At 70.0% G+C, this 18,815-nt stretch carries 21 protein-coding genes; 5 read left to right on the plus strand and 16 right to left on the minus strand.

Features of this window, described 5'->3' with window-relative positions; translation table 11 throughout:
- The first annotated feature begins 2 nt into the window (after window positions 1–2).
- Complete coding sequence (locus ACQPZF_RS39865; protein WP_433266092.1) at window positions 3–383, plus strand: hypothetical protein; 381 nt, start codon at window positions 3–5, stop codon at window positions 381–383.
- Here ACQPZF_RS39865 and ACQPZF_RS39870 read toward each other — a convergent pair.
- From ACQPZF_RS39870 to ACQPZF_RS39930, 13 genes are all read right to left on the minus strand, one after another.
- On the minus strand, window positions 380–1,318 hold the full coding sequence (locus ACQPZF_RS39870; protein ID WP_433266094.1) for a lysophospholipid acyltransferase family protein: 939 nt from the start codon (window positions 1,316–1,318) through the stop codon (window positions 380–382). The two genes, ACQPZF_RS39865 and ACQPZF_RS39870, sit on opposite strands and share 4 nt — an antisense overlap.
- A gap of 20 nt (window positions 1,319–1,338) precedes the next feature.
- Complete coding sequence (locus ACQPZF_RS39875) at window positions 1,339–2,376, minus strand: NAD-dependent epimerase/dehydratase family protein (protein ID WP_433266096.1); 1,038 nt, start codon at window positions 2,374–2,376, stop codon at window positions 1,339–1,341.
- Between the two features lie 214 nt (window positions 2,377–2,590).
- Window positions 2,591–2,692 carry a 30S ribosomal protein bS22 gene (locus ACQPZF_RS39880; RefSeq protein ID WP_015105422.1) on the minus strand — a complete coding sequence of 34 codons (102 nt, stop codon included), beginning with the start codon at window positions 2,690–2,692 and terminating at the stop codon, window positions 2,591–2,593.
- Between the two features lie 122 nt (window positions 2,693–2,814).
- A complete protein-coding gene (locus ACQPZF_RS39885; protein WP_015105423.1) occupies window positions 2,815–3,024 on the minus strand; it encodes a helix-turn-helix domain-containing protein in 210 nt (69 codons plus the stop codon).
- Window positions 3,025–3,144: 120 nt separating this feature from the next.
- On the minus strand, window positions 3,145–3,957 hold the full coding sequence (proC, locus tag ACQPZF_RS39890) for a pyrroline-5-carboxylate reductase (RefSeq protein WP_433266098.1): 813 nt from the start codon (window positions 3,955–3,957) through the stop codon (window positions 3,145–3,147).
- Between the two features lie 591 nt (window positions 3,958–4,548).
- A complete protein-coding gene (locus ACQPZF_RS39895) occupies window positions 4,549–5,322 on the minus strand; it encodes a thioesterase family protein (protein WP_433266100.1) in 774 nt (257 codons plus the stop codon).
- A 41-nt stretch (window positions 5,323–5,363) separates the two neighbouring features.
- Entirely contained in the window at window positions 5,364–6,284 is a 921-nt protein-coding gene (locus ACQPZF_RS39900) for a proline dehydrogenase family protein (protein ID WP_433266102.1), read from the minus strand.
- Between the two features lie 40 nt (window positions 6,285–6,324).
- Window positions 6,325–7,107: a sugar phosphate isomerase/epimerase family protein gene (locus ACQPZF_RS39905; protein ID WP_433266104.1), complete on the minus strand. Its 783-nt coding sequence runs from the start codon at window positions 7,105–7,107 to the stop codon at window positions 6,325–6,327.
- A complete protein-coding gene (locus tag ACQPZF_RS39910) occupies window positions 7,104–8,600 on the minus strand; it encodes a hypothetical protein (RefSeq protein WP_433266106.1) in 1,497 nt (498 codons plus the stop codon). Before ACQPZF_RS39910 ends, ACQPZF_RS39905 begins: the two co-directional genes overlap by 4 nt.
- Window positions 8,600–9,622, minus strand: coding sequence for a hypothetical protein (locus ACQPZF_RS39915; protein ID WP_433266108.1), 1,023 nt, complete (start codon window positions 9,620–9,622; stop codon window positions 8,600–8,602). Before ACQPZF_RS39915 ends, ACQPZF_RS39910 begins: the two co-directional genes overlap by 1 nt.
- Before the next feature lie 27 nt (window positions 9,623–9,649).
- A complete protein-coding gene (locus ACQPZF_RS39920) occupies window positions 9,650–10,330 on the minus strand; it encodes a response regulator (protein ID WP_433266109.1) in 681 nt (226 codons plus the stop codon).
- On the minus strand, window positions 10,327–11,520 hold the full coding sequence (locus tag ACQPZF_RS39925; protein ID WP_433266110.1) for a sensor histidine kinase: 1,194 nt from the start codon (window positions 11,518–11,520) through the stop codon (window positions 10,327–10,329). Before ACQPZF_RS39925 ends, ACQPZF_RS39920 begins: the two co-directional genes overlap by 4 nt.
- Window positions 11,521–11,825: 305 nt before the next feature.
- On the minus strand, window positions 11,826–12,572 hold the full coding sequence (locus tag ACQPZF_RS39930; protein ID WP_433266111.1) for a phosphoglyceromutase: 747 nt from the start codon (window positions 12,570–12,572) through the stop codon (window positions 11,826–11,828).
- Window positions 12,573–12,707: 135 nt separating this feature from the next.
- Between ACQPZF_RS39930 and ACQPZF_RS39935 the strand changes: the two genes are divergently transcribed.
- Entirely contained in the window at window positions 12,708–13,523 is an 816-nt protein-coding gene (locus ACQPZF_RS39935) for an NAD(P)H-binding protein (protein ID WP_433266112.1), read from the plus strand.
- Between the two features lie 125 nt (window positions 13,524–13,648).
- Here the strand turns inward: ACQPZF_RS39935 and ACQPZF_RS39940 are convergent, their stop codons facing one another.
- A complete protein-coding gene (locus ACQPZF_RS39940) occupies window positions 13,649–13,873 on the minus strand; it encodes a hypothetical protein (RefSeq protein ID WP_433266113.1) in 225 nt (74 codons plus the stop codon).
- A 208-nt stretch (window positions 13,874–14,081) separates the two neighbouring features.
- On the opposite strand from ACQPZF_RS39940, the gene ACQPZF_RS39945 reads away from it, so the two are divergent.
- From ACQPZF_RS39945 to ACQPZF_RS39955, 3 genes are all read left to right on the plus strand, one after another.
- Entirely contained in the window at window positions 14,082–14,783 is a 702-nt protein-coding gene (locus ACQPZF_RS39945) for a Crp/Fnr family transcriptional regulator (protein WP_433266114.1), read from the plus strand.
- A gap of 90 nt (window positions 14,784–14,873) precedes the next feature.
- Entirely contained in the window at window positions 14,874–15,266 is a 393-nt protein-coding gene (locus ACQPZF_RS39950; RefSeq protein ID WP_433266115.1) for a hypothetical protein, read from the plus strand.
- 184 nt (window positions 15,267–15,450) lie between these two features.
- Window positions 15,451–15,582 (plus strand): hypothetical protein, encoded by a 132-nt coding sequence (locus ACQPZF_RS39955; RefSeq protein WP_433266116.1) that lies wholly within the window; start codon window positions 15,451–15,453, stop codon window positions 15,580–15,582.
- 250 nt (window positions 15,583–15,832) lie between these two features.
- Here ACQPZF_RS39955 and ACQPZF_RS39960 read toward each other — a convergent pair whose 3' ends face one another.
- Window positions 15,833–17,395 carry an AMP-binding protein gene (locus tag ACQPZF_RS39960; protein WP_433266117.1) on the minus strand — a complete coding sequence of 521 codons (1,563 nt, stop codon included), beginning with the start codon at window positions 17,393–17,395 and terminating at the stop codon, window positions 15,833–15,835.
- A gap of 417 nt (window positions 17,396–17,812) precedes the next feature.
- Window positions 17,813–18,679 carry a DUF4349 domain-containing protein gene (locus ACQPZF_RS39965; protein WP_433266119.1) on the minus strand — a complete coding sequence of 289 codons (867 nt, stop codon included), beginning with the start codon at window positions 18,677–18,679 and terminating at the stop codon, window positions 17,813–17,815.
- Window positions 18,680–18,815: the final 136 nt, after the last annotated feature.

Here is an 18,815-nt window from a genome sequence, read left to right on the forward strand (position 1 = left end):
ATGTGCGGTTCCAGGCCACCGTCCGCAATCAACGAGGCATCTATCCCGGTGTGTTCGGGCTGATCAACGGGCTGGCTCGGGAAGGGCGGCTGACCGCCGGGCAGGAGGCTTTCCGCCGGGTCAACAACGCCTGGTACGACGCTGCTTACACCGATCCGACCACGGTTGACCCGCTGGTTTACGACCGGGAGGTGAATCCCGGGGCGGTGGCCTGGTTCAAGTCTTCCGCCGGGCACCTGATCGAACGGATCGACGGGTATTTGGGAATTCTTGCGGCACACGGTGTGGGCTGTGAGCGCGTCACCTCCGACGATCCTGGTGTGGTCGTCTACGAAGACGCCGACCAGGTCATCGTGGTGCCTGCGGACTCCGGGAAGGCCTAGCCCAGGAACACGTTCCGGCGTTGGGTCAGGAGTCGGTACAAGGTCTGTTGGATCGTCTCTCGCACCTGGTCTGTCAGGTTGAACACCAGCATCGGGTCGTCGGCCGCGTGTTCGCCGTAGACGTCGGTCCGGATCGGCTCGCCGAACTCGATGTACCACTTCGACGGCAGCGGAATGGCGCCGAGGGGGCCCAGTAGCGGGAAGAACGGTGTCACCGGGAAGTACGGGAAGCCGAGCAGCCTTGCCAGGGCCTTGAGGTCGCCGATCATCGGGTAGATCTCCTCCGCGCCCACGATCGAGCACGGGATGATCGGCGCTCCGGTGTTCAGCGCCGCCGACACGAAGCCGCCCCGGCCGAAGCGTTGCAGCTTGTACCGGTCCTTGAACGGCTTGCCGATTCCCTTGAACCCCTCCGGCCACACGCCCACCAGTTCGCCGGAGCGCAGCAGGCGTTCCGCGTCCGGGTTGCAGGCCAGGGTCTGGCCGGACTTGCGGGCCAGGGCGCCCAGGACCGGGGTCTTGAACACCAGGTCCGCGCCGAGCATCCGCAGGTGCCGGCGGGCCGGGTGGTCCGCTCGGACGGCGTACGCCGTCATGGTCGCGTCCAGCGGCAGGGTGCCCGAGTGGTTCGCCACGATCAGCGCGCCGCCCTCGGCGGGCACGTTGTGCAGGCCGATGGTCTCCACCCGGAACCACTTCTCGTACAGCGGCTTCAGCGGCGGCATCAGGACGTTGTCGGTCAGGTCCCGGTCGAAGCCGAACTCGTCGACCTCGTAGTCGCCCTGGAGGCGGCGGCGGGCGAAGGACAGCAGGTCCGTCAGGCGCTGCTCCCAGCCGGTGGGGGCTTGCTCGGCCTCGACCGGGTCGGCCACCACCTCCGGCCTCGGACGCCCCCGGTCCGGGGCGTGCAGCGGGATCACCCGTGCCTCTGCCACGTCCACCTCCTCCGCCGGGTTCACCGGAATCTGGCCGCCGCGTCGAGCACACCGCGCTCCACCGACGTCACCACGTCCGGGTCGATCAGCGGTCGCATGCCGCGACCGCTCACGTAGTCGTCGAACGCCTGCTGCGTCGTCCACCTCGGCGCGAAGCCGAACTCGCGCTTGAGCAGGCCGGTGTCCACCACTCGGCCCCAGTTGAGGAACCGCATCTGGTCGGGCGAGAAGTCCACCAGCCGCGCGCTGCGGAAGAACCGGCCCACCGCGGGGACGGCGGAGCTGGGCACCGGCAGCGGCAGCTTGCCCGCGCGGCGGATCGCCTGTGACAGCAGGAGTACCCCGTCGCCGCCGACGTTGAACACGCCGGGCAGGTCGTGCAGCGTGGCGCGTTCCAGGACGGCCAGCGCGTCCTCCGAGTGCAGGAGCTGCACGCGCGCGTCGTAGCCCATGATCGTCGGCACCACCGGCAGGGCGAAGTACCTGGTCAGCACGGTGTCGATGCGCGGGCCGATGAAGTTGGTGAAGCGCAGCGCCGTCACGGCCACGTCCGGCCGCCGGCGCGCGAAGCCCCGCACGTAGCCCTCGACCTCGACGGCGTCCTTGGCGTACCCGCTCGACGGCAGGTCCTTCGGGCCCATGTCCTCGGTGAACACCGCCGGGTCGCGCGAGCTGGACCCGTAGACGGCACTGGTCGACTTCACCACCAGCTTTCGCACGTGCGGCGACTTCTGGCACGCCGCCAGCAACTGCATGGTGCCGATGACGTTCATCTCCTTCATCACCGTCCGACCGGTCGGCCCGGCCGGGTTGGCGGTCACCGACGCGTGCACGACGGTGTCCACCTGCGCGGTGGCGATGACCTTGGCGATGAGCGGGTTGCGGATGTCGGCGCGCACGAACTCGGCCCGCCCCATCCGCCGCAGCAGGTCGCGTGACGGCGGCTCGGTGTCCACCCCGAGCACCCGGTCGATGTCGGGGTTGGCGGCGAACCGCGCCGCGAGGTGGCCGCCGAGGAAGCGGCTGCAACCGGTGACGAGAACGACCTTGGGCGCCATGCGACTCCGTGCCTGGGTGCGGTGCGACTCGTGGATGTTACCCAGGAAAACGGAGACCCTATCGCTCCGCAGGCACCGTCTTGGCGCAGACCGCGGCGTTCACCCGGATGGCCGCCCGCAGGAGCGCGGACAGCGGACCCCCACTCGTGCGAACGGCATGAAACGGCGCCGGCCCCCCGCGAGGGGAGGCCGGCGCCGGAAAACCCGCTGGGGTCTACTTGCCGCGCTTGCGACGCTGGACGCGGGTCTTGCGCAGCAGCTTGCGGTGCTTCTTCTTCGACATGCGCTTGCGGCGCTTCTTGATGACCGAGCCCATGCGGGGTCCTCACTCACGACTAGACGATGGTCTCCACGCGCCGGTGGAGACACCCGTCAGTTGGGCGCGCCGACACCAGGCACGAACGGCCTGTCAGTTTACCCGGCTGCCGGCGCGTGCCCTCACCCGGCGTCGAAGTAGGCGTTCCGCAGGTACTCGTGCACGGCCTTCTCCGGCACGCGGAACGACTTGCCCACGCGCACCGCCGTGAGCTCGCCCGAGTGCACCAGCCGGTACACCGTCATCTTCGACACACGCATCACCAACGCCACCTCGGCGACGGTCAGGAACTTCACCTGGACCAGTGGTGCTCGATCGTTGTCCTCCGGCATGGATCACCGCGTCCTTCGACACGCGTCGTGCCGTCAGCTTCCCCACCGACGGTTCGACACGCACGTGCTCCCATGAGGGTAACGGGACAGGTGGGACTGGTGCGACGGCCAATGGCGGGATCAATCCGCCTCGTGGGCCTGTCCCAGCTCCACCGAACGGTCCCGAGCAGCCTCGATGGCCGCGAGCAGGGCGGCGCGGACCCCGTGCTTCTCCAACTCGCGGATGGCCATGATGGTCGTCCCGGCGGGCGAGGTGACGGCCTCGCGCAGGATGACGGGGTGCTGGTCGTTCTGGCTCAGCATCTGCGCGGCCCCGACCGCCGACTGGATGATCAGCCGCGTGGCGAGGTCACGCGGGATGCCGAGCAGGATGCCCGCGTCGATCATGGCCTCGACCAGGTAGAAGAAGTAGGCGGGCCCGGACCCGGAGAGCGCCGTGACGGCGTCCTGCTGGTTCTCGGGGACGCGGGCCACCTTCCCCACGGTCTGGAGCATGTCGTCCACGAGGTTCAGGTGCTCGGCCCGTGCGTACTTGCCGGCGGAGATGGCACTCATCGCCTCACCCACGACCATCGGCGTGTTGGGCATGACCCGGACAACCGGTGTCCCTTCGGGCAACCGGCGCTCGTAGAGCGAGGTCGGCAGACCGGCGCACAGCGACACGACCAACGTGCCAGGCTTGATCACCGGCGCCATGTCGTCCAACAACGGCTCGATGTCCTGCGGCTTGACCGCCACGATCAACACGTCGGCCCGCGAAGCGGCAGACGCGACGTCCACCCCTTCGACCCCGTACTGCTTGGTCAACTCAGCGGCCCGATCCGGGTGCTTCTCGGTGAACAACAACTCCTCCGCCGCCCGACCACCTTGCAGCAGCCCGGACAACAGCGCTTCCCCGATCTTCCCAGCCCCCAACACCGCGATCGTCGTCATGGACCTAAGCCTGCCACGCCTCCGCCGTTCGGCAGGCACGACTATCCGCCAGCCACAGCAGCAGCAGACAACCAACCAACCAACCCCGAAGCCTGCGCAAGCACAGCAGCAAGGAGCCTGCGCGAGCACACAAAGGGGCCTCGTGTTCTCCCCGTATGGCCTGCCCGCAGGGCAACCGCGCTTGTCAAGGAGGTGCAAGCACGCTTTTCGCTTGCGCCTCCTTGACAAGTGTGGTGGTCTTTGACCAGGTCATACGGGGAGAACACGACGCCTTGGCATTTCCTCCCCGGAGGCCTGCCAAGCGGCGAGCGTCGCTTTTCGCTTTTAGACGAAAGCTAAAAGCGTCCTCGCCGGACAGGCAGGCCGCCAAGGATGTACACAAAAGCAAGACTCGGGCGTCGTGTCATCCCCGCATGACCTGGTCAAAGACAACCACCCTTTTCCTGGGAACGCAAGCGAAAAGCGTGCTTGCATTCCCAGGAAAAGCGCGGTTCCCTGCGGGCAGGCCATACGGGGATGACACGCAGCCCACCGACCGGTGTGCGCGCTGCGCGCGCCACTGCAAGAGCGCGTAGCGCGCTGGTGCTCAGGTCAGCCGGCTGGGGTCAGGGCTAGTTGTCTTGCCTGGCAGATCAGGCGGCCGGCCGAGTCGATGACGACTGCGTCCTCGTCGAACCATTGTCCGTGCACCGCGCTGCACGAGACCTGCACCCGCAGCCAACCGGGAGCGGGATTGGCTCGTAGTAGTGCCGTCAATTGCACGGTGGGTGACCACCCGAAACGGCCCATGTTGAAGGTCACCGGCATGGAGATGTCGCCGGCGATCAGGGCGAAATACGGGTCCGCTCGTTCACTGAAAGGGCGTACCCAGAGGCGTAGCACCAATGGGTCGTCGGAACGGCCCGACAGGAAGCCCGCGCCTTCCTTGTCCAAGCGCACGTCGCACACGGAACCCAGCTTGTACACGCCGCCCGGACCGAGGGTGGACAGGTCGATGGCGTCCGCAGGCGGCGCTGCGGGGATGTCCGGCAGGTCCGCGTAGTCCGGGGACTGCGAGGGGAGCCTGCCGACGGTCACCGTCGATTCGACGCAGCTTCGGCCCCGTTGTTCGAGACAGGACGAGACGACGGTTGCCGTGCGGCCCGCCTTGCGGATTTCGGTCCTCAACAACACGGGGCCCACCTCCGGTGCGCGGAGGAATTGGGCGCTGACCGCCAACGGCGCCAGGTCCTCGATGGCGGGCATCGCGGTGGTGGCCGAGTGGACCGCCGCGCGCGCTGCCAGGGCCAGTAGGAAGCCTCCGTGGGGTTTCGGGCCGATGGTCCATTCGGCGGGGAGGGTGGCGATGTAGGTGCCGTCGCCCAATGGGCGTACGGCAGTGGCTAGCGAGAATGACACTGGGCTCCTCACGAGCGGCTGACCAGTGAACGCAGGAAGAACGCCACGTTGGCCGGGCGTTCGGCCAGCCTGCGCATCAAGTACCCGTACCACTGCTCGCCGAAGGGCACGTAGACGCGCACTACGTGTCCTTCCGCCGCTAGGAGGGCCTGTTCGGTCGGGCGGATGCCGTAGAGCAACTGGTATTCGAAGTGTTCCGGCGACTTGTCGTGCCAACGGGCTCGTTCGGCCACGATTTCGACCAGTCTCGGGTCGTGGGTGGCGAACATCGGGTATCCGCTGCCTGCCAGCAGGATGTTGGCGCAGCGCACGTAATTCAGGTCGACTTCGTGCGGGTCGGTGAATGCCACCGAAGCGGGTTCGGCATAAGCGCCCTTGCACAATCGGACGCGTGAGCCGGACAAAGCCTTGCAGTCGTCCGACGTCCTGCGCAGATAAGCCTGGAGCACCGCGCCCGTGGACGGCCACGAGCGGTGCAGTTCGGTCAGCACGCGCAAGGTCGAGTCGGTCGTGGTGTGGTCTTCCATGTCCAGCGTGACGGTGGTGCCGCCTTGTTCGGCGGCGGCGCAGATGCGGGACGCGTTGTCCAGCGCCAGGCGTTCGTCCAGGGCCTGGCCGACGGCCGACAGCTTGACGCTCACCTCGGCGTCGACGGCGAGGCCGGTGTCGTGTAGCTGGTCCAGCAGCGACAGGTAGGCCTGCACGGTCCGCTCCGCGACCTCGCGGTCGGTGGTGTCCTCGCCCAGGTAGTCGAGGGTCACCCGGAGGCCGTGCTCGACCAGGTCGCCGGTCACGTCGACGGCCGAGGCCACCGTCTCGCCTGCCACGAAGCGGCGCACCACCCCGCGGCTGAGCGGCGCGGTCGCGACGGCTCGCCGTACCGCGTCGTTGCCCGCGGCGGCGAGGATCAACGAGCGAAGCGGGTTCACGATCAAGACCCTAGTCGGTACTTGACGGGAAAGCAGCGGGTCAGAGGTGCAGCCGGGCGAAAAGCAGGGACTCGGCCAACAGCTCGCGGCGTTCGGCGGCTGTCCGCGCTTTGCGGGTGTTGACCTCCAGCACAACCTGTCCCGAGAAGCCCGAACGGGTCAGGCTCTGACACAGTTCGGCGCAGGGCTGGTTGCCCCGTCCGGGGATCAGGTGCTCGTCCTTCGGCAGTCCGGTGCCATCGGCCAGGTGGACGTGAGTGAGGTTGTCACCCATCCGTTTGGCCAATTCCATGACGTCCGCGTGTGCGGCCGAGGCGTGCGACAGGTCGAGCGTGTAGTTGCGGTGGCCGACGTCGGTGGGGTCGATCGACGGCCGGAACGCCGTCACCTGCACCGAACGGCCCCGGCCGAGCTTGCGCCGCACCGGGAACATGTTCTCCACCGCGATGGCGACGCCGCTCGCGTCCTCCAGCTCGGCGACCAGGTCCGCGAAGCCCTCGGCGTACCGGCGCTGCCACAGGAACGGCGGGTGCACCACGACCGTGCGGGCGCCCAGCTCCTGCGCGGCCTGCACGCTGCGCCGCAGCCGCTCCGCCGGGTCGGGCGACCACACGCGCTGGCTGATCAGCAGGCACGGGGCGTGCACCGCGAGCACCGGCACGGTGCTGTTCGCCAGCCGCTGCAAGGCCCGGACGTCCTGGCTGACCGGATCGGCCCACACCATGACCTCGACGCCGTCGTACCCGAGTTCGGCGGCGGCTTCGAACGCCGTGCCCGCCGGCTGCGGCCACACCGCAGCAGTGGACAGCCCGACCGGGATCAAGATTTCACCAGCAGCATCGCTGCTGGTGAGACGGTCACGATCAGGCCGACCAGCACGGCCAGGATGGTGGTCTGGAGGTCGTCGGCGCGGCGGATCTTGCGCACCAGCATGACCAGCCCGACGGTGACGGCGAGCGCCACCACCAGCGCGGCGGGCGCGAGCGTCCGCCACAGGAAGCTGAAGCCCAGCCACAGGGCCGCGCCGCCGACCACGCCGACCGCCAACTGGCCGATCATGACCAGCCACTCCTTGCCGGGCGAACGGTCCTCGTCCTCGTCCTCGTCGGGGTCGACGTCGGCGAGACCGGCGGGCTCGTCGTCCTCGAAGGCCCGCGCGTCGCGGCGCGGTGGCGGGTAGTCGTCCTCGTCTTCCTCGTCCAGGTCGACGTAAGGGTGGAACTGGGTGCTCTCCGGCTCGGCGGGGCGCTCCTCGTCCTCGTCGTCGCCGAACCAGTCCTCGGCCGACTGGTCGGGCAGCGGCTCCGGCAGCGCGGGCGGCGCGGGCGGGACGATCAGCACCGACTCGGTGGGCAGCGACTCCAGCGGCACGTTCGGCGTGAGCTTGTCCGAGATGCGCGGCAGGACTTCGGTCACCGGCTCGCGGACCGGGGGCTGGCCGACCGGCGGCGCTCCCGGGCGGACGAGGTTCGCGCGGCTGCCGTCCGCAAGTGGTTTCGGCTGCCCCGGGGCGAGCGGGCCGGGTTTGAGCGGCCCGGGCTTCGGGGGGCCGGGCTTCGGGGGGCCCTGGGTGGGCGGGGCGAGGCTCGGCTTCGGCATGTTCGGCCGGGACGACTCCCCCGCGTAGTCGAAGTCGTCGTAGTCGCCGCCCGTGTAGTCGTCGGTGATCGGCGGGACCTGGCGGGTCTCCTCGGCCGGGCTCGGCGCGGGCGGCACGGCACGACGGCGGTCGGGCGCGGACTGGTCCAGGCGGGACAGCGGGTCGAGCCGGGAGGCCGGCGACCCGGGTGGAGCGTCCAGCCGGGACGCCGGTGGTTCCGGTCGCGCGTGCGAGTCGGCGCGGCCGTGCGGCGGCTCGTGGCGGCCGGGCTCGGCGCGGGTGCCGAGCGGCGCGTCGAGCCGGGACGCGGGCGGCTCCGGCCGGGCGTGCGAGTCGGCCCTGGAATCGGCGCGGGAATCGGCCCGGCCCAGCGGCGGGTCGGCGCGATCTCCTCGGCCCAGCGGCAGGTCCGGGCGGCCGGTGGGCGGCTCGGGCCGGGCGGCCGGCTTGGGCTGTTCCGGGCGGACCGGGGGCTGGTAGGCCGTGCGCTCGGCCTCGGTGGAGCGCGACGGCGGGGGCGGCTCGTCGCGGATCGGCAGCAGCCGGCCGCTGTCGGAGTTGACCCGGTCGATGATCGCCTGGGGAGCGGTGTCCGAGGCGTCCTCGGCACGGCGGCGTCGCCGACGCGGCGTCACCTCGCCGGAGCCCGCGCCGTACTGGGCGAGCAGCTCCGCGACGGTGCGCTGGGTCTGCTCCGACTCGCTCTCTCGACTCATCAACTCCACCGTGCCCCGTGGCGGCCAGTCCGTCCAGTGTCACCCGGCCGGCGGGTGCGGGCCGTAGGGGTGTCCCGCTCCGCGTCGCTGTCCGAGCCATTAGTGTGGTCCAGCCGACGCAGGATGACACCTTCCCGCAGCGCCCAGGGGCAAATCTCCAGCTCGCCGAGTGACAGGGCTCGCATGGTGGCCTCCGCCACGAGCGCGCCCGCCACGAGCTGGTGGGCCCGGCTCGCGCTCACGCCCTCCAGCTCCGCCAGGTCGTGCGCGGACATCCGGGAGATGAACCCGGTGAGCTGCCGCAGGCCGGCGTGGGTGAGGACGCGGCGGGCGTGCGGGCCGGCCGAGGACGGCGCGGCGCCGGTCAGGCGGGCCAGCGTCCGGAAGGTCTTTGATGTCGCAACCACACGATCGGGCGTACCCACTCGGCGCAGCTTCTTCACCACCGGCGCGAGCTGGTCGTCCAGCCACTCGGTGGTCTCCCGGATCTCCGACCGGCTCGGCGGGTCGTGCCGGAACCGGGTCCGGGTCAGCCTGCCCGCGCCGAGCGGCACCGAGAACGCCTCTTCGGGTTCCTCGTCCACGCCGGCCGCCAGCTCCAGCGAGCCGCCGCCGATGTCCAGGCACAGCAGCCGCCCGGCGGACCACCCGTACCAGCGGCGCACCGCGAGGAACGTGTACCGGGCCTCGTCCTCGCCGGTGAGCACCTGGAGGTCCACGCCGGTCTCGGTGCGCACCCGGTCCAGCACGTCGGCCGAGTTGCCCGCCTCGCGCACGGCGGACGTCGCGAACGCCATCAGGTCCGCGCAGCCCAGCCGGGCCGCCGACGCCTTGGTGGCCGCGACGGTGCGTACGAGCTGGTCCGCGCCCGCCTTGGTGAGCTGGCCGTCGCCGTCGAGCTGCTCGGCGAGCCGCAGCACGGACTTCTCCGAACTCATCGGCGTCGGGTGGGCACCCCGATGGGCGTCCACCACCAAGAGGTGGACGGTGTTCGACCCGACATCAAGCACCCCTAGGCGCACGGCGTGCACCGTACCTGGTCGGGTGCGTCAGGACTCGAACTTGTAGCCCAGTCCGCGCACCGTCACCAGGTGGCGCGGCGTCGACGGGTCCGGCTCGATCTTCGACCGCAGCCGCTTGACGTGCACGTCCAGCGTCTTGGTGTCGCCGACGTAGTCCGCGCCCCACACCCGGTCGATGAGCTGGCCGCGGGTGAGCACCCGGCCGACGTTGCGCAGCAGGTACTCCAGCAGGTCGAACTCCTTGAGCGGCAGGTTGACCTCGCCGCCGTCGACCGTCACGACGTGCCGTTCGACGTCCATCCGCACCGGCCCCGCCTCCAGGACCTGCGGCAACAGCTCCTCGGACTCGCCGCCGCGGCGCAGCACGGCGCGGATGCGGGCGATCAGCTCGCGTGCGGAGTACGGCTTGGTGACGTAGTCGTCCGCGCCCAGTTCCAGGCCGACCACCTTGTCGATCTCGCTGTCCCGCGCCGTGACCATGATCACGGGCACGGCCGAGCGCTGGCGGAGCTGCTTGCACACGTCCGTGCCGCTCATGCCGGGCAGCATCAGGTCGAGCAGCACGATGTCCGCACCGTTGCGGTCGAACTCCTCCAGCGCCTCCTGGCCGGTGGCCGCGAGCGCCGCGGTGAAGCCCTCCTTGCGCAGCAGGAAGGCGAGCGGATCGGCGAAGGACTCCTCGTCCTCCACGATGAGCACCCTGGTCACAGGTCTCCTCCGGGTTTGCCCGCGCTGGTCGGCACAGGGATGGCGAGTTCCGGCTTGGGTAGGTCGGCGGTGCGATCCTCCGGATCCGGGTGGGCCGGGATGCGCAGCGTGAACGTGGAGCCGGTGCCGGGCAGGCTCCACAGCTTCACCTCGCCGCCGTGGTTGGCGGCGACGTGCTTGACGATCGCGAGGCCGAGGCCGGTGCCCCCGGTGGCGCGCGACCGGGCCCTGTCCACCCGGTAGAACCGTTCGAACACGCGGGTCTGCTGGTCTTCCGCGATGCCGATGCCCCGGTCGGTGACGGCGATCTCGATGAAGCCCGCGACCTGCTTGCGGCTGACCGACACCGGGCTGCCGGGCGGCGAGTACGCGACCGCGTTGTCCAGCAGGTTGCTCAACGCGGTGACCAGCAGCGTCCGGTCGCCCTCGACTTCGAGCCCGCTGGGCTCGTCGGTGGCGATCTCGATGCCGGCGGACTCGGCGGCGAGCTTGGAGCGGCTCATCGCCTCGTTGATCACGACGTCCACCTCGACCCGGTTCAGCTCGGGCAGCTTCTCGGCGCCCTGGAGGCGGGAGAGCGCGATCAGCTCGGTGACCAGGGTGCCGAGCCGGGTGGCCTCCTGCATGATCTTGGCGCTGAACCGGCGCACCTCCACCTGGTCGTCGGCGGCGTCCAGGACGGCCTCGGCGAGCAGCGCGAGCGCGCCGACCGGGGTCTTCAGCTCGTGGCTGACGTTGGCCACGAAGTCCCGCCGGGTGGCTTCGAGGCGGACGGCCTCGGACTCGTCCGAGGCGTCCACCACGACGAAGCCGTCGGTGATCAGCTTGACCTGGGCGTGCACGGCCTCCGGCTGGCGGCCCTTGACCTCCAGCGAGGACAGGTCGACGTTGACCAGCTCGCCGGTCTGCCGGGCCAGCGCGGCGGCCCGCCGGGCCCGGTCGTCGACGCGGTTGTTGCGCACGACACCGAGGTCCTCGGCGCGCGGGTTGTGCAGCACGACGTCCCCGAAGGTGTTGAGGACGACGATGCCGTCGTGGGAGGACTGGACCACCATGGCCATGAGGTCGGCGACGGTGAGGCCGGTGGGGCGTTCCGGTCGCGGGTGCGCGGTCGCCCGCCCGAGGAAAAACGCCGCACCGCCGACCAGCAGAGCGCCGATCGACAGGACGAGGTAACCCGTTGCGGTCACGGACGCATGGTAAGCAGGTCAGGGCGGGTGCGGCCTAGCCCGCAGGCGTGGTTCGTGACACCGGCGACACCGTCCGGCACCGGAGTTCTCCCGGCGGACGGTTCTCGTTCACCCAAACGTGACGGTGTTGGATGGCCGCTGCTTCGCAGACGGCGGGCTCGGCCGCCTGAAGTCGGCAGTTCGACCCTGATTTCCCGGCGATCGAAAAGCGTGATCGCCGGGAAATGAGGCTCGACCTACCGACGCGGCCTCGCGGCGCGCGGGGTGGGGGTGCGGGGTGCGGGGTGCGGGGTGCGGGGTGGGGGTTAGCGGCCCTGGTTGGCTACGGACTTGATGGCGTCGGCGGCTGCGGCCGGGTCCAGGTAGGTGCCGCCCGGTTTGACCGGCTTCAGGGACTCGTCCAGGTCGTAGCGCAGGGGGATGCCGGTCGGGATGTTCAGGCCCGCGATCGCCTCGTCCGAGATGTTGTCGAGGTGCTTCACGAGCGCGCGCAGCGAGTTGCCGTGCGCCGCCACGAGCACCGTCCTGCCCGCGCGCAGGTCCGGCACGATCTCCGCGTCCCAGTACGGGATCATCCGCTTGACCACGTCCAGCAGGCACTCGGTGAGCGGCAGGTCGGGGCCGAGGTCGGCGTAGCGCGGGTCGGCGTCCTGGCTGAACTCGGCGCCCGGCTCGATCGGCGGCGGCGGGGTGTCGTAGGAGCGGCGCCAGAGCATGAACTGCTCCTCGCCGAACTCCTCCAGGGTCTGCTTCTTGTTCTTGCCCTGCAGCGCGCCGTAGTGCCGCTCGTTGAGCCGCCAGTCGCGGCGCACCGGGATCCAGTGGCGGTCGGCCGCGTCCAGCGCCAGGTTGGCCGTGGTGATCGCGCGGCGCAGCAGTGACGTGTGCACCACCTCGGGGAGGATGCCCGCCTCGCGCAGCAGCACGCCGCCGCGCTCCGCCTCCCGCACGCCCTTCTCCGACAGGGGGACGTCCACCCAGCCGGTGAACAGGTTCTCCGCGTTCCAGACGCTCTCGCCGTGGCGGAGCAGCACCAGGGTTCCGACAGCCATGGCGGCAAGCCTGCCAGATGACCTGCCCCGGGTCTCGTCGGCTGTGACAGCCGACGCTGGATCGATGATGTTGACCTCCAGCTAACTGGAGATCCTAGCGTCGGTCCCGCTATCGGAGATCCGGGAGGGGTCCGCATGACATATCTGGTGACCGGCGCGACCGGCAAGGCGGGACGGCAGGTCGTGGCGCACCTGCTGCGGGACGGGCACCGGGTCCGGGCGCTGACCCGCGACCCCGCGCGGGCCGACCTGCCGGGCGTGGAGGTGGTGCGGGGCGACCTCACCGAGCCCGACACGCTGAAGGAGGCGTTCGAGGGCGTCACGGGCGTCCACCTGCTGACCGTGGGCGGTGACGACTACGCGACGCTGACCACCGGGCCGGAGATCATGGCGTTGGCGGCGGCGTCCGGGGTGCGGCGGGTGTCCGTGCTGTGGAACGGCGAGCCTGGTCCGGTGGAGGAGGCGGTCGAGGCGAGCGGGCTGGAGTGGACGGTGTTGCAGCCGACGGACTTCATGAGCAACACGTTGACGTGGGCCGCGCGGATCCGGGCTTCGGGCGTGGTGGACGAGCCGTTCGCGGACGTGCGGACGGCCGTGGTGGACGAGGGCGATGTCGGCGCGGTCGCGGCGGCGGTGCTCACGCGGGACGGGCACGCGGGGCGGCGGTACTCGCTGACCGGGCCGGCAGCGTTGTCGCCGCGGGAGAAGCTGGCGATGATCGGCACGGCGGTCGGGCGTCCGCTCACGTTCGACGAGCTGTCCACGGACCAGGCGCGGGAACGGTCGCGGCAGGCCGGCCTGTCGCCGGAGCTGATCGAGCTCCTGCTGACGTGGCACGGGAATCCGCCGCCCGAGGCGTACACCGTGACATCGGCGGTGGAGGACGTCCTGGGACGCCCGCCCCGATCCTTCGCGTCCTGGGCGGCCGAACACGCCGCATCTTTCCGCTAGACCGCCGGGCTTTCGTCCAGGGCGCTCGTCCAGGCCGTTGCGCTCGCGGTTCTCGCGGAGCGTCGAGGCCGGTGACGTCGAAGGCCCCCGGCAACCCGCGCCGGGGGCCTCCCACCACAGCGGTGTCAGCCGCGCGTCCCGCCGCCGGTCAGCCCGCCGAGCAGCGGCTTGGCCACCTGGTCGGCGATCCCCTTCACCGGCCCGAGCAGACCGGTGAGGCCGCCGAGACCCCCGCCGCCGAGTCCACCGAGTCCACCGCCGCCCCCGCCGGCAGGGGCGGCGTTGGCGACCGGTGCGGTGAGGATGAGGGCAGCGGCCGTGAACGCGGCGAGCTTGCCGAGGATACGCATGTGATCTCCGAACGATGGGTGTGCAGGAACGACCCCCGATCCTGGGTGCAGCCGGCCGGGCCCGCGACCCGAAGTCCGGTCATCAACACTTCCGAGTGACGGCGGTCCGCAGTTCTGCGCCTTGGTGACGCCTGCGGGAGGACGGCGCGGTACACCTCTGACAGGGCGTCGTTGTCGGCCACTAGGTGTACATGTACACTCTGGACTCATGGGAGCGGCACAGTCGGACGTGCGGAACTACGGGGCCGAGGAGGGCTTCCCGCTCCTCAACGGCGATGAGCTGGCATATCTCGACTCGATCGGCACACCGCTCGGCCCGCGTCCACCGGGACACGTCTTCTTCCAGGAAGGCGAGGAGACCGACGAGGTCCTGCTGATAAAAAGCGGACATGTGAAGGTCGTCGCCGGCAAGCCGGGGCACATCGCGGCCATCCGCAAACCGGGCGACATCATCGGCGAGATGGCATTCCTGCGGCGCAAGCCGCGCTCGGCCAGTCTCATCGCGTACGACGAAGTGCACGTCCTGCGCATCTCCGGCCAGAGCTGGTTGAACTTCCTCTACAAATTTCCCCGCGCCATGCACGCCCAACTGGTGGCGGCCGATGAGCGGTTGGACCAGGCGACGAAGAAATTCGTCAGCTCCGACTCCGCGGTGGAGCGGAAGCTCGCCCAGGTGTTGATCGAACTGCTCTCCCTCAACCTGGGTGAACGCGTGGGCGACAGGTACGTCCTCCGCTTCAGCCAGCGCGACCTGGCCTCGCTCACCGCCGCTTCACTCGACGCCGTCAAGAAAATCATCCGCAGGCTCCGCGAAGCGAAGATCCTGGACACCGGCAGGCAGACCGTCGAAATCTGGAACCAACAGGTGCTCGAAGAGATCGCTTCGGGCAACGAAACCGCGATCGCCTAGGTGATCTTCAACCGAGTGGGAGTCGGCGTGGAGCGTCAACCGGAACCCGAAGGCAGGGAAGGAGACCGCCTCCTGCGGTGGCTCCTGCGGATGGAACTCGATCCAGCGCACTTCGTGGTCTTCGGCAGCGCTCCGCTGTTCGTGCACGGCCTGCGCGCCGACGTCCCGGACCTGGACGTGCTGGCCAGGGGCAGCGCGTGGGAGGAAGTCGTGCGGTCGGGCACGCCTGCCGTCGGTGAGCACACCGGCGACATCGTGTGGCAGTTCTGCGGCGGGCGCATCCAGTTCTCGGAACGCTGGATATCCGACGACTTCGACACCGACACCCTGATAGCGGAAGCGGATGTGTTCCGCGGCCTCCGGTTCGCGCGACTGAGCGAGGTGCTCCGCTACAAAGAGGAAATGCACCGACCCAAGGACCACGAGGACATCACCGCCCTGCGGGAACGACTGGGGGATCGCATTCCCGCCTTGGCGGGATGATCGACGGTGCGCACGACGAGGTCGTTCCTCCACTTGGTCCGCGCCGGTTCCCGGCGAACCCGGACGAAGACCACCGCTGATCCCGGCGGTGATTGCCGACGACAGAGAAAGGAGGTGAGAAATGGTGGGTACCTTTGCGCGAGCAGTGCCGCAGCGAGATCCCGATCCTCCACAGCGAGCTGTCGTGATCGCGCTCGTGCTGCTTCTGGAGGCGCTGATCCTGCTCAGCAGCAACCCGGCCCCGCACATCGCGGCAGCCGGGCTGCTTGTGCTGGGCTTCCGCGTCTGGTGTGAAGGATCCGGTAGCGGTAGGTAATTCCCAGCAGTGCGGTAACAGCCGGTGACAGAGTGCCTGGTACGCCTCTGCTCACCAAACTGATTACCGTGAGTGTTGCTCCGCTCGCATTTGGGCGGAGCAACACTCCTGCCCAGTATATCGGCAGCCTAGCGCCTCGTGAAGGCTGATCACTCTTCGTGAGTGATTGTCGGTGTCCGGCTTGTGACGTCGCGAGCGAGGGCTCGCCGCGGGGCGGTGTGGAGAGGGCAGGGAGGCGCGGCCCCGGTCGTCAGCGCGCCTCTCGGGCCCGCAGATCCTTGCGGAGGATCTTGCCCGAAGCGGACTTCGGGATGGTCTCGATGAACTCCACCACCCGCACCTTCTTGTGCGGCGCGACCTGGTCCGCCACGAACGACATCACGCCGTCGGCGTCCAGCGCCGAGCCCGCCTGCAGGACGACGAACGCCTTGGGCACCTCCTCGCCCTCCGGGTCGCGCACGCCCACCACGGCCGCGTCCGCGATGTCCGGGTGGGTCAGCAGCAGCGCCTCCAGCTCGGCGGGCGGCACCTGGTAGCCCTTGTACTTGATCAGCTCCTTGACCCGGTCCACGATGCTGACCAGGCCCTCCGAGTCGATCACCGCCACGTCGCCGGTGTGCAGCCAGCCCTCCTCGTCCAAGGTCACGGCGGTCGCGTCGGGGTCGTTCAGGTAGCCCTTCATGACGTTCGGGCCGCGGCACCAGAGTTCGCCGCGTTCGCCCACGCCCACGTCCTCGCCGGTCGCCGGGTCCACGAAGCGGCACTCCATGTTCGGCGCGATGACGCCGACCGTGCCGACCGGGATGTCGTCGCGGTCGTCCGGGATGGCGTGGCTGACCGGGCTCATCTCGGTCATGCCGTAGCCCTGCGAGACGCGGCAGCCCAGGCGCTTCGCGACGGCCGCCGCCAGGTCGGCGTCCAGCGGCGCGGCGCCGGAGAAGATCGTGTCGAGGCCGGCCAGGTCGTACTGGTCCACCAGCGGGTGCTTGGCCAGCGCCACGGCCACCGGGGGCGCGATGTAGACGCGGTCGGTGCGGTGGTCCTGGATGACGCGCAGGAACTCGGCCAGGTCGAACTTCGGCAGCGTCACCACCGTCGCGCCCACGTGCAGGCCGTTGTTCATCAGCACCTGCATGCCGTAGATGTGGAAGAACGGCAGCACGGCGAGGATGCGGGTGTTCTCGCCGACCTGCAGCAGCGGGCCGCACTGGACGATGTTCGCGACCAGGTTCCGGTGGGTCAGCATGACGCCCTTGGCCCGCCCGGTGGTGCCGGACGAGTACGGCAGCACGGCCACGTCCTCGGCCGGGTCGACGGTCACCTCGGGCACGGGGCCGGTGGAGGCCAGCAGGTCCGGCAGGCTCGGGTAGCCCTCGGCCCCGTCCAGCACGACGACGTCGGAGACGCCCGCCTGCTCGGCTCCCGGAGCGGCGTTGGGCAGCAGCACGGACACCGTGAACAGCATCTTCGCGCCCGCGTCCGATAGCTGGTGGGCGACCTCGTCCGCGGTGTAGAGCGCGTTGACGGTGGTCGCGGTCGCGCCGGCGCGGAGGATGCCGTGGAAGACGACCGCGTAGTACGGGGTGTTGGGGCTGAGGATGCCCACCACGTCGCCTTTGCCGATGCCCCGTTCGGTGAGCGCCGCGGCGAGCCGGTCGACGGCTCCCGCGAGCTGGGCGTAGGTGAGGGACGCGCCCGACGAGCCGTCGATCAGCGCCACCCGGTCCGCGCGGTCGCCGAGGTCGGCGAACAGCAGCTCGTGCAGCGAGACGTCCGGCACCTCGACGTCGGGGAACGGACTGCGGAAGACCATGCGGCAGCCTCACTTACTCGTTGGTAACGACGATCCCGACATCGTGAGCCACGACACAACGCCGGTCAAGGCAAGCCGATGGTCGCAGGGGCGTTATGTACCTCGATCGATAACACTCGAATGGAGCAGCGCAGGGCCTTGTGGTGATCAACGGCGATCTGCCAAGTTGGCAGGGCCGAACGGGTCGGCTCCCACGCACTCCAACGACCTGGTCGGCACAACCGCGGTTTGCCATCCCCCCGTCGAACCGCGGCCCGCTGGGATTCCCGGGCTCCCCCCGCCCGGATCCACCAGTAGCGGGGACTGACGTGGGGCGGCTTGAGCTCGCGACTCCCCCTCTCTCCCAAGCCGCCCCGCGCTCCCGCCGGAGGCCACTCCCAGTAACTCCTCGCTCTGAAAGCACCCCTCTTTCCGGTGTCAGGGGATGACCGCGGCCTTGCGGCGACGACGCCACACGAAGTAGGCGACCAGCGGCGTCCCGAGCACCACGGCGAACGGCAGCACGGCGCCGACGACGACGAGCAGCCAGGAGACCGCGCCGACCAACGCGTCCCAGCCGCCGCCCAACGCGGTCAGGAAGTTCTCCTCCTCGGGCACGTTCACGGGGGCGCCCTTGGACGCCACCGTCACGGTCAACGTCGACAAGGCGACCTGTCCCTTGAGCGAGTCGTGCCGCCGCTGGAGCGACTCCAGCTCGGTCTGCCGCTTAGTCAGCTCGGACTCGATCTGGGTGATCTCCGACGTGCTGCTGGCCCGCTCCAGCAGCCCGCGCACCCGCTCGACGCTCGCGCGCTGGTTGGCCAGCCGCGCCTCGATGTCCACGACCTGCTCGGTCACGTCCTCGGTGCGCACCTCGCGCCGGGCGACGTCGACGCCGGACAGCTCGGTCAGCGACTTCAGCACCGCGTCCAGCCGGTCGCCGGGCACCCGCAGGGTCACCGTGCCGTGGCCTTGGGTGGCGTTCTCCTGCGCCGGGAACCCGCCCTCCGCGATGGCCAGCTCCTTGGCCCTGGCCAGCACGCCCGTGACGTCCGACGTGCGCAGGTCCATCGTCGCGGTGCGCACCAGTTGCCGGTTCTGGGCGATCGTCTCGGCGGCCGTGTGCTGCCCCGAGTTCTGCCCAGTGCCCTGCGTGGCGCCACCCTTGGGCTGCGTGGCCGCGCCCGGCCTGGCCTGGTCCGCCTGCGGCGCGACGGCAGCCTCCGAGCCGCCGCTGCTCCCGCTCGAACACCCCGCCAACGCCAGCACCGCCAGCGCTACCGCCACTCCCACCCGTCTGCGCATGTTCCCCTCCTGTGGTCTTGTCCCCGTGGGACGGACCTCAGGAGCACGACAGTTGCGCGCAATGGATCACGATTCGGACACCCCGCCATACCTCGCCACGCCTCGCCACGCCCCCGCGAGGCCGCGTCGGGAGGTC

The organism is Actinosynnema sp. CS-041913, assembly GCF_050942485.1.
Lineage (GTDB): Bacteria > Actinomycetota > Actinomycetes > Mycobacteriales > Pseudonocardiaceae > Actinosynnema.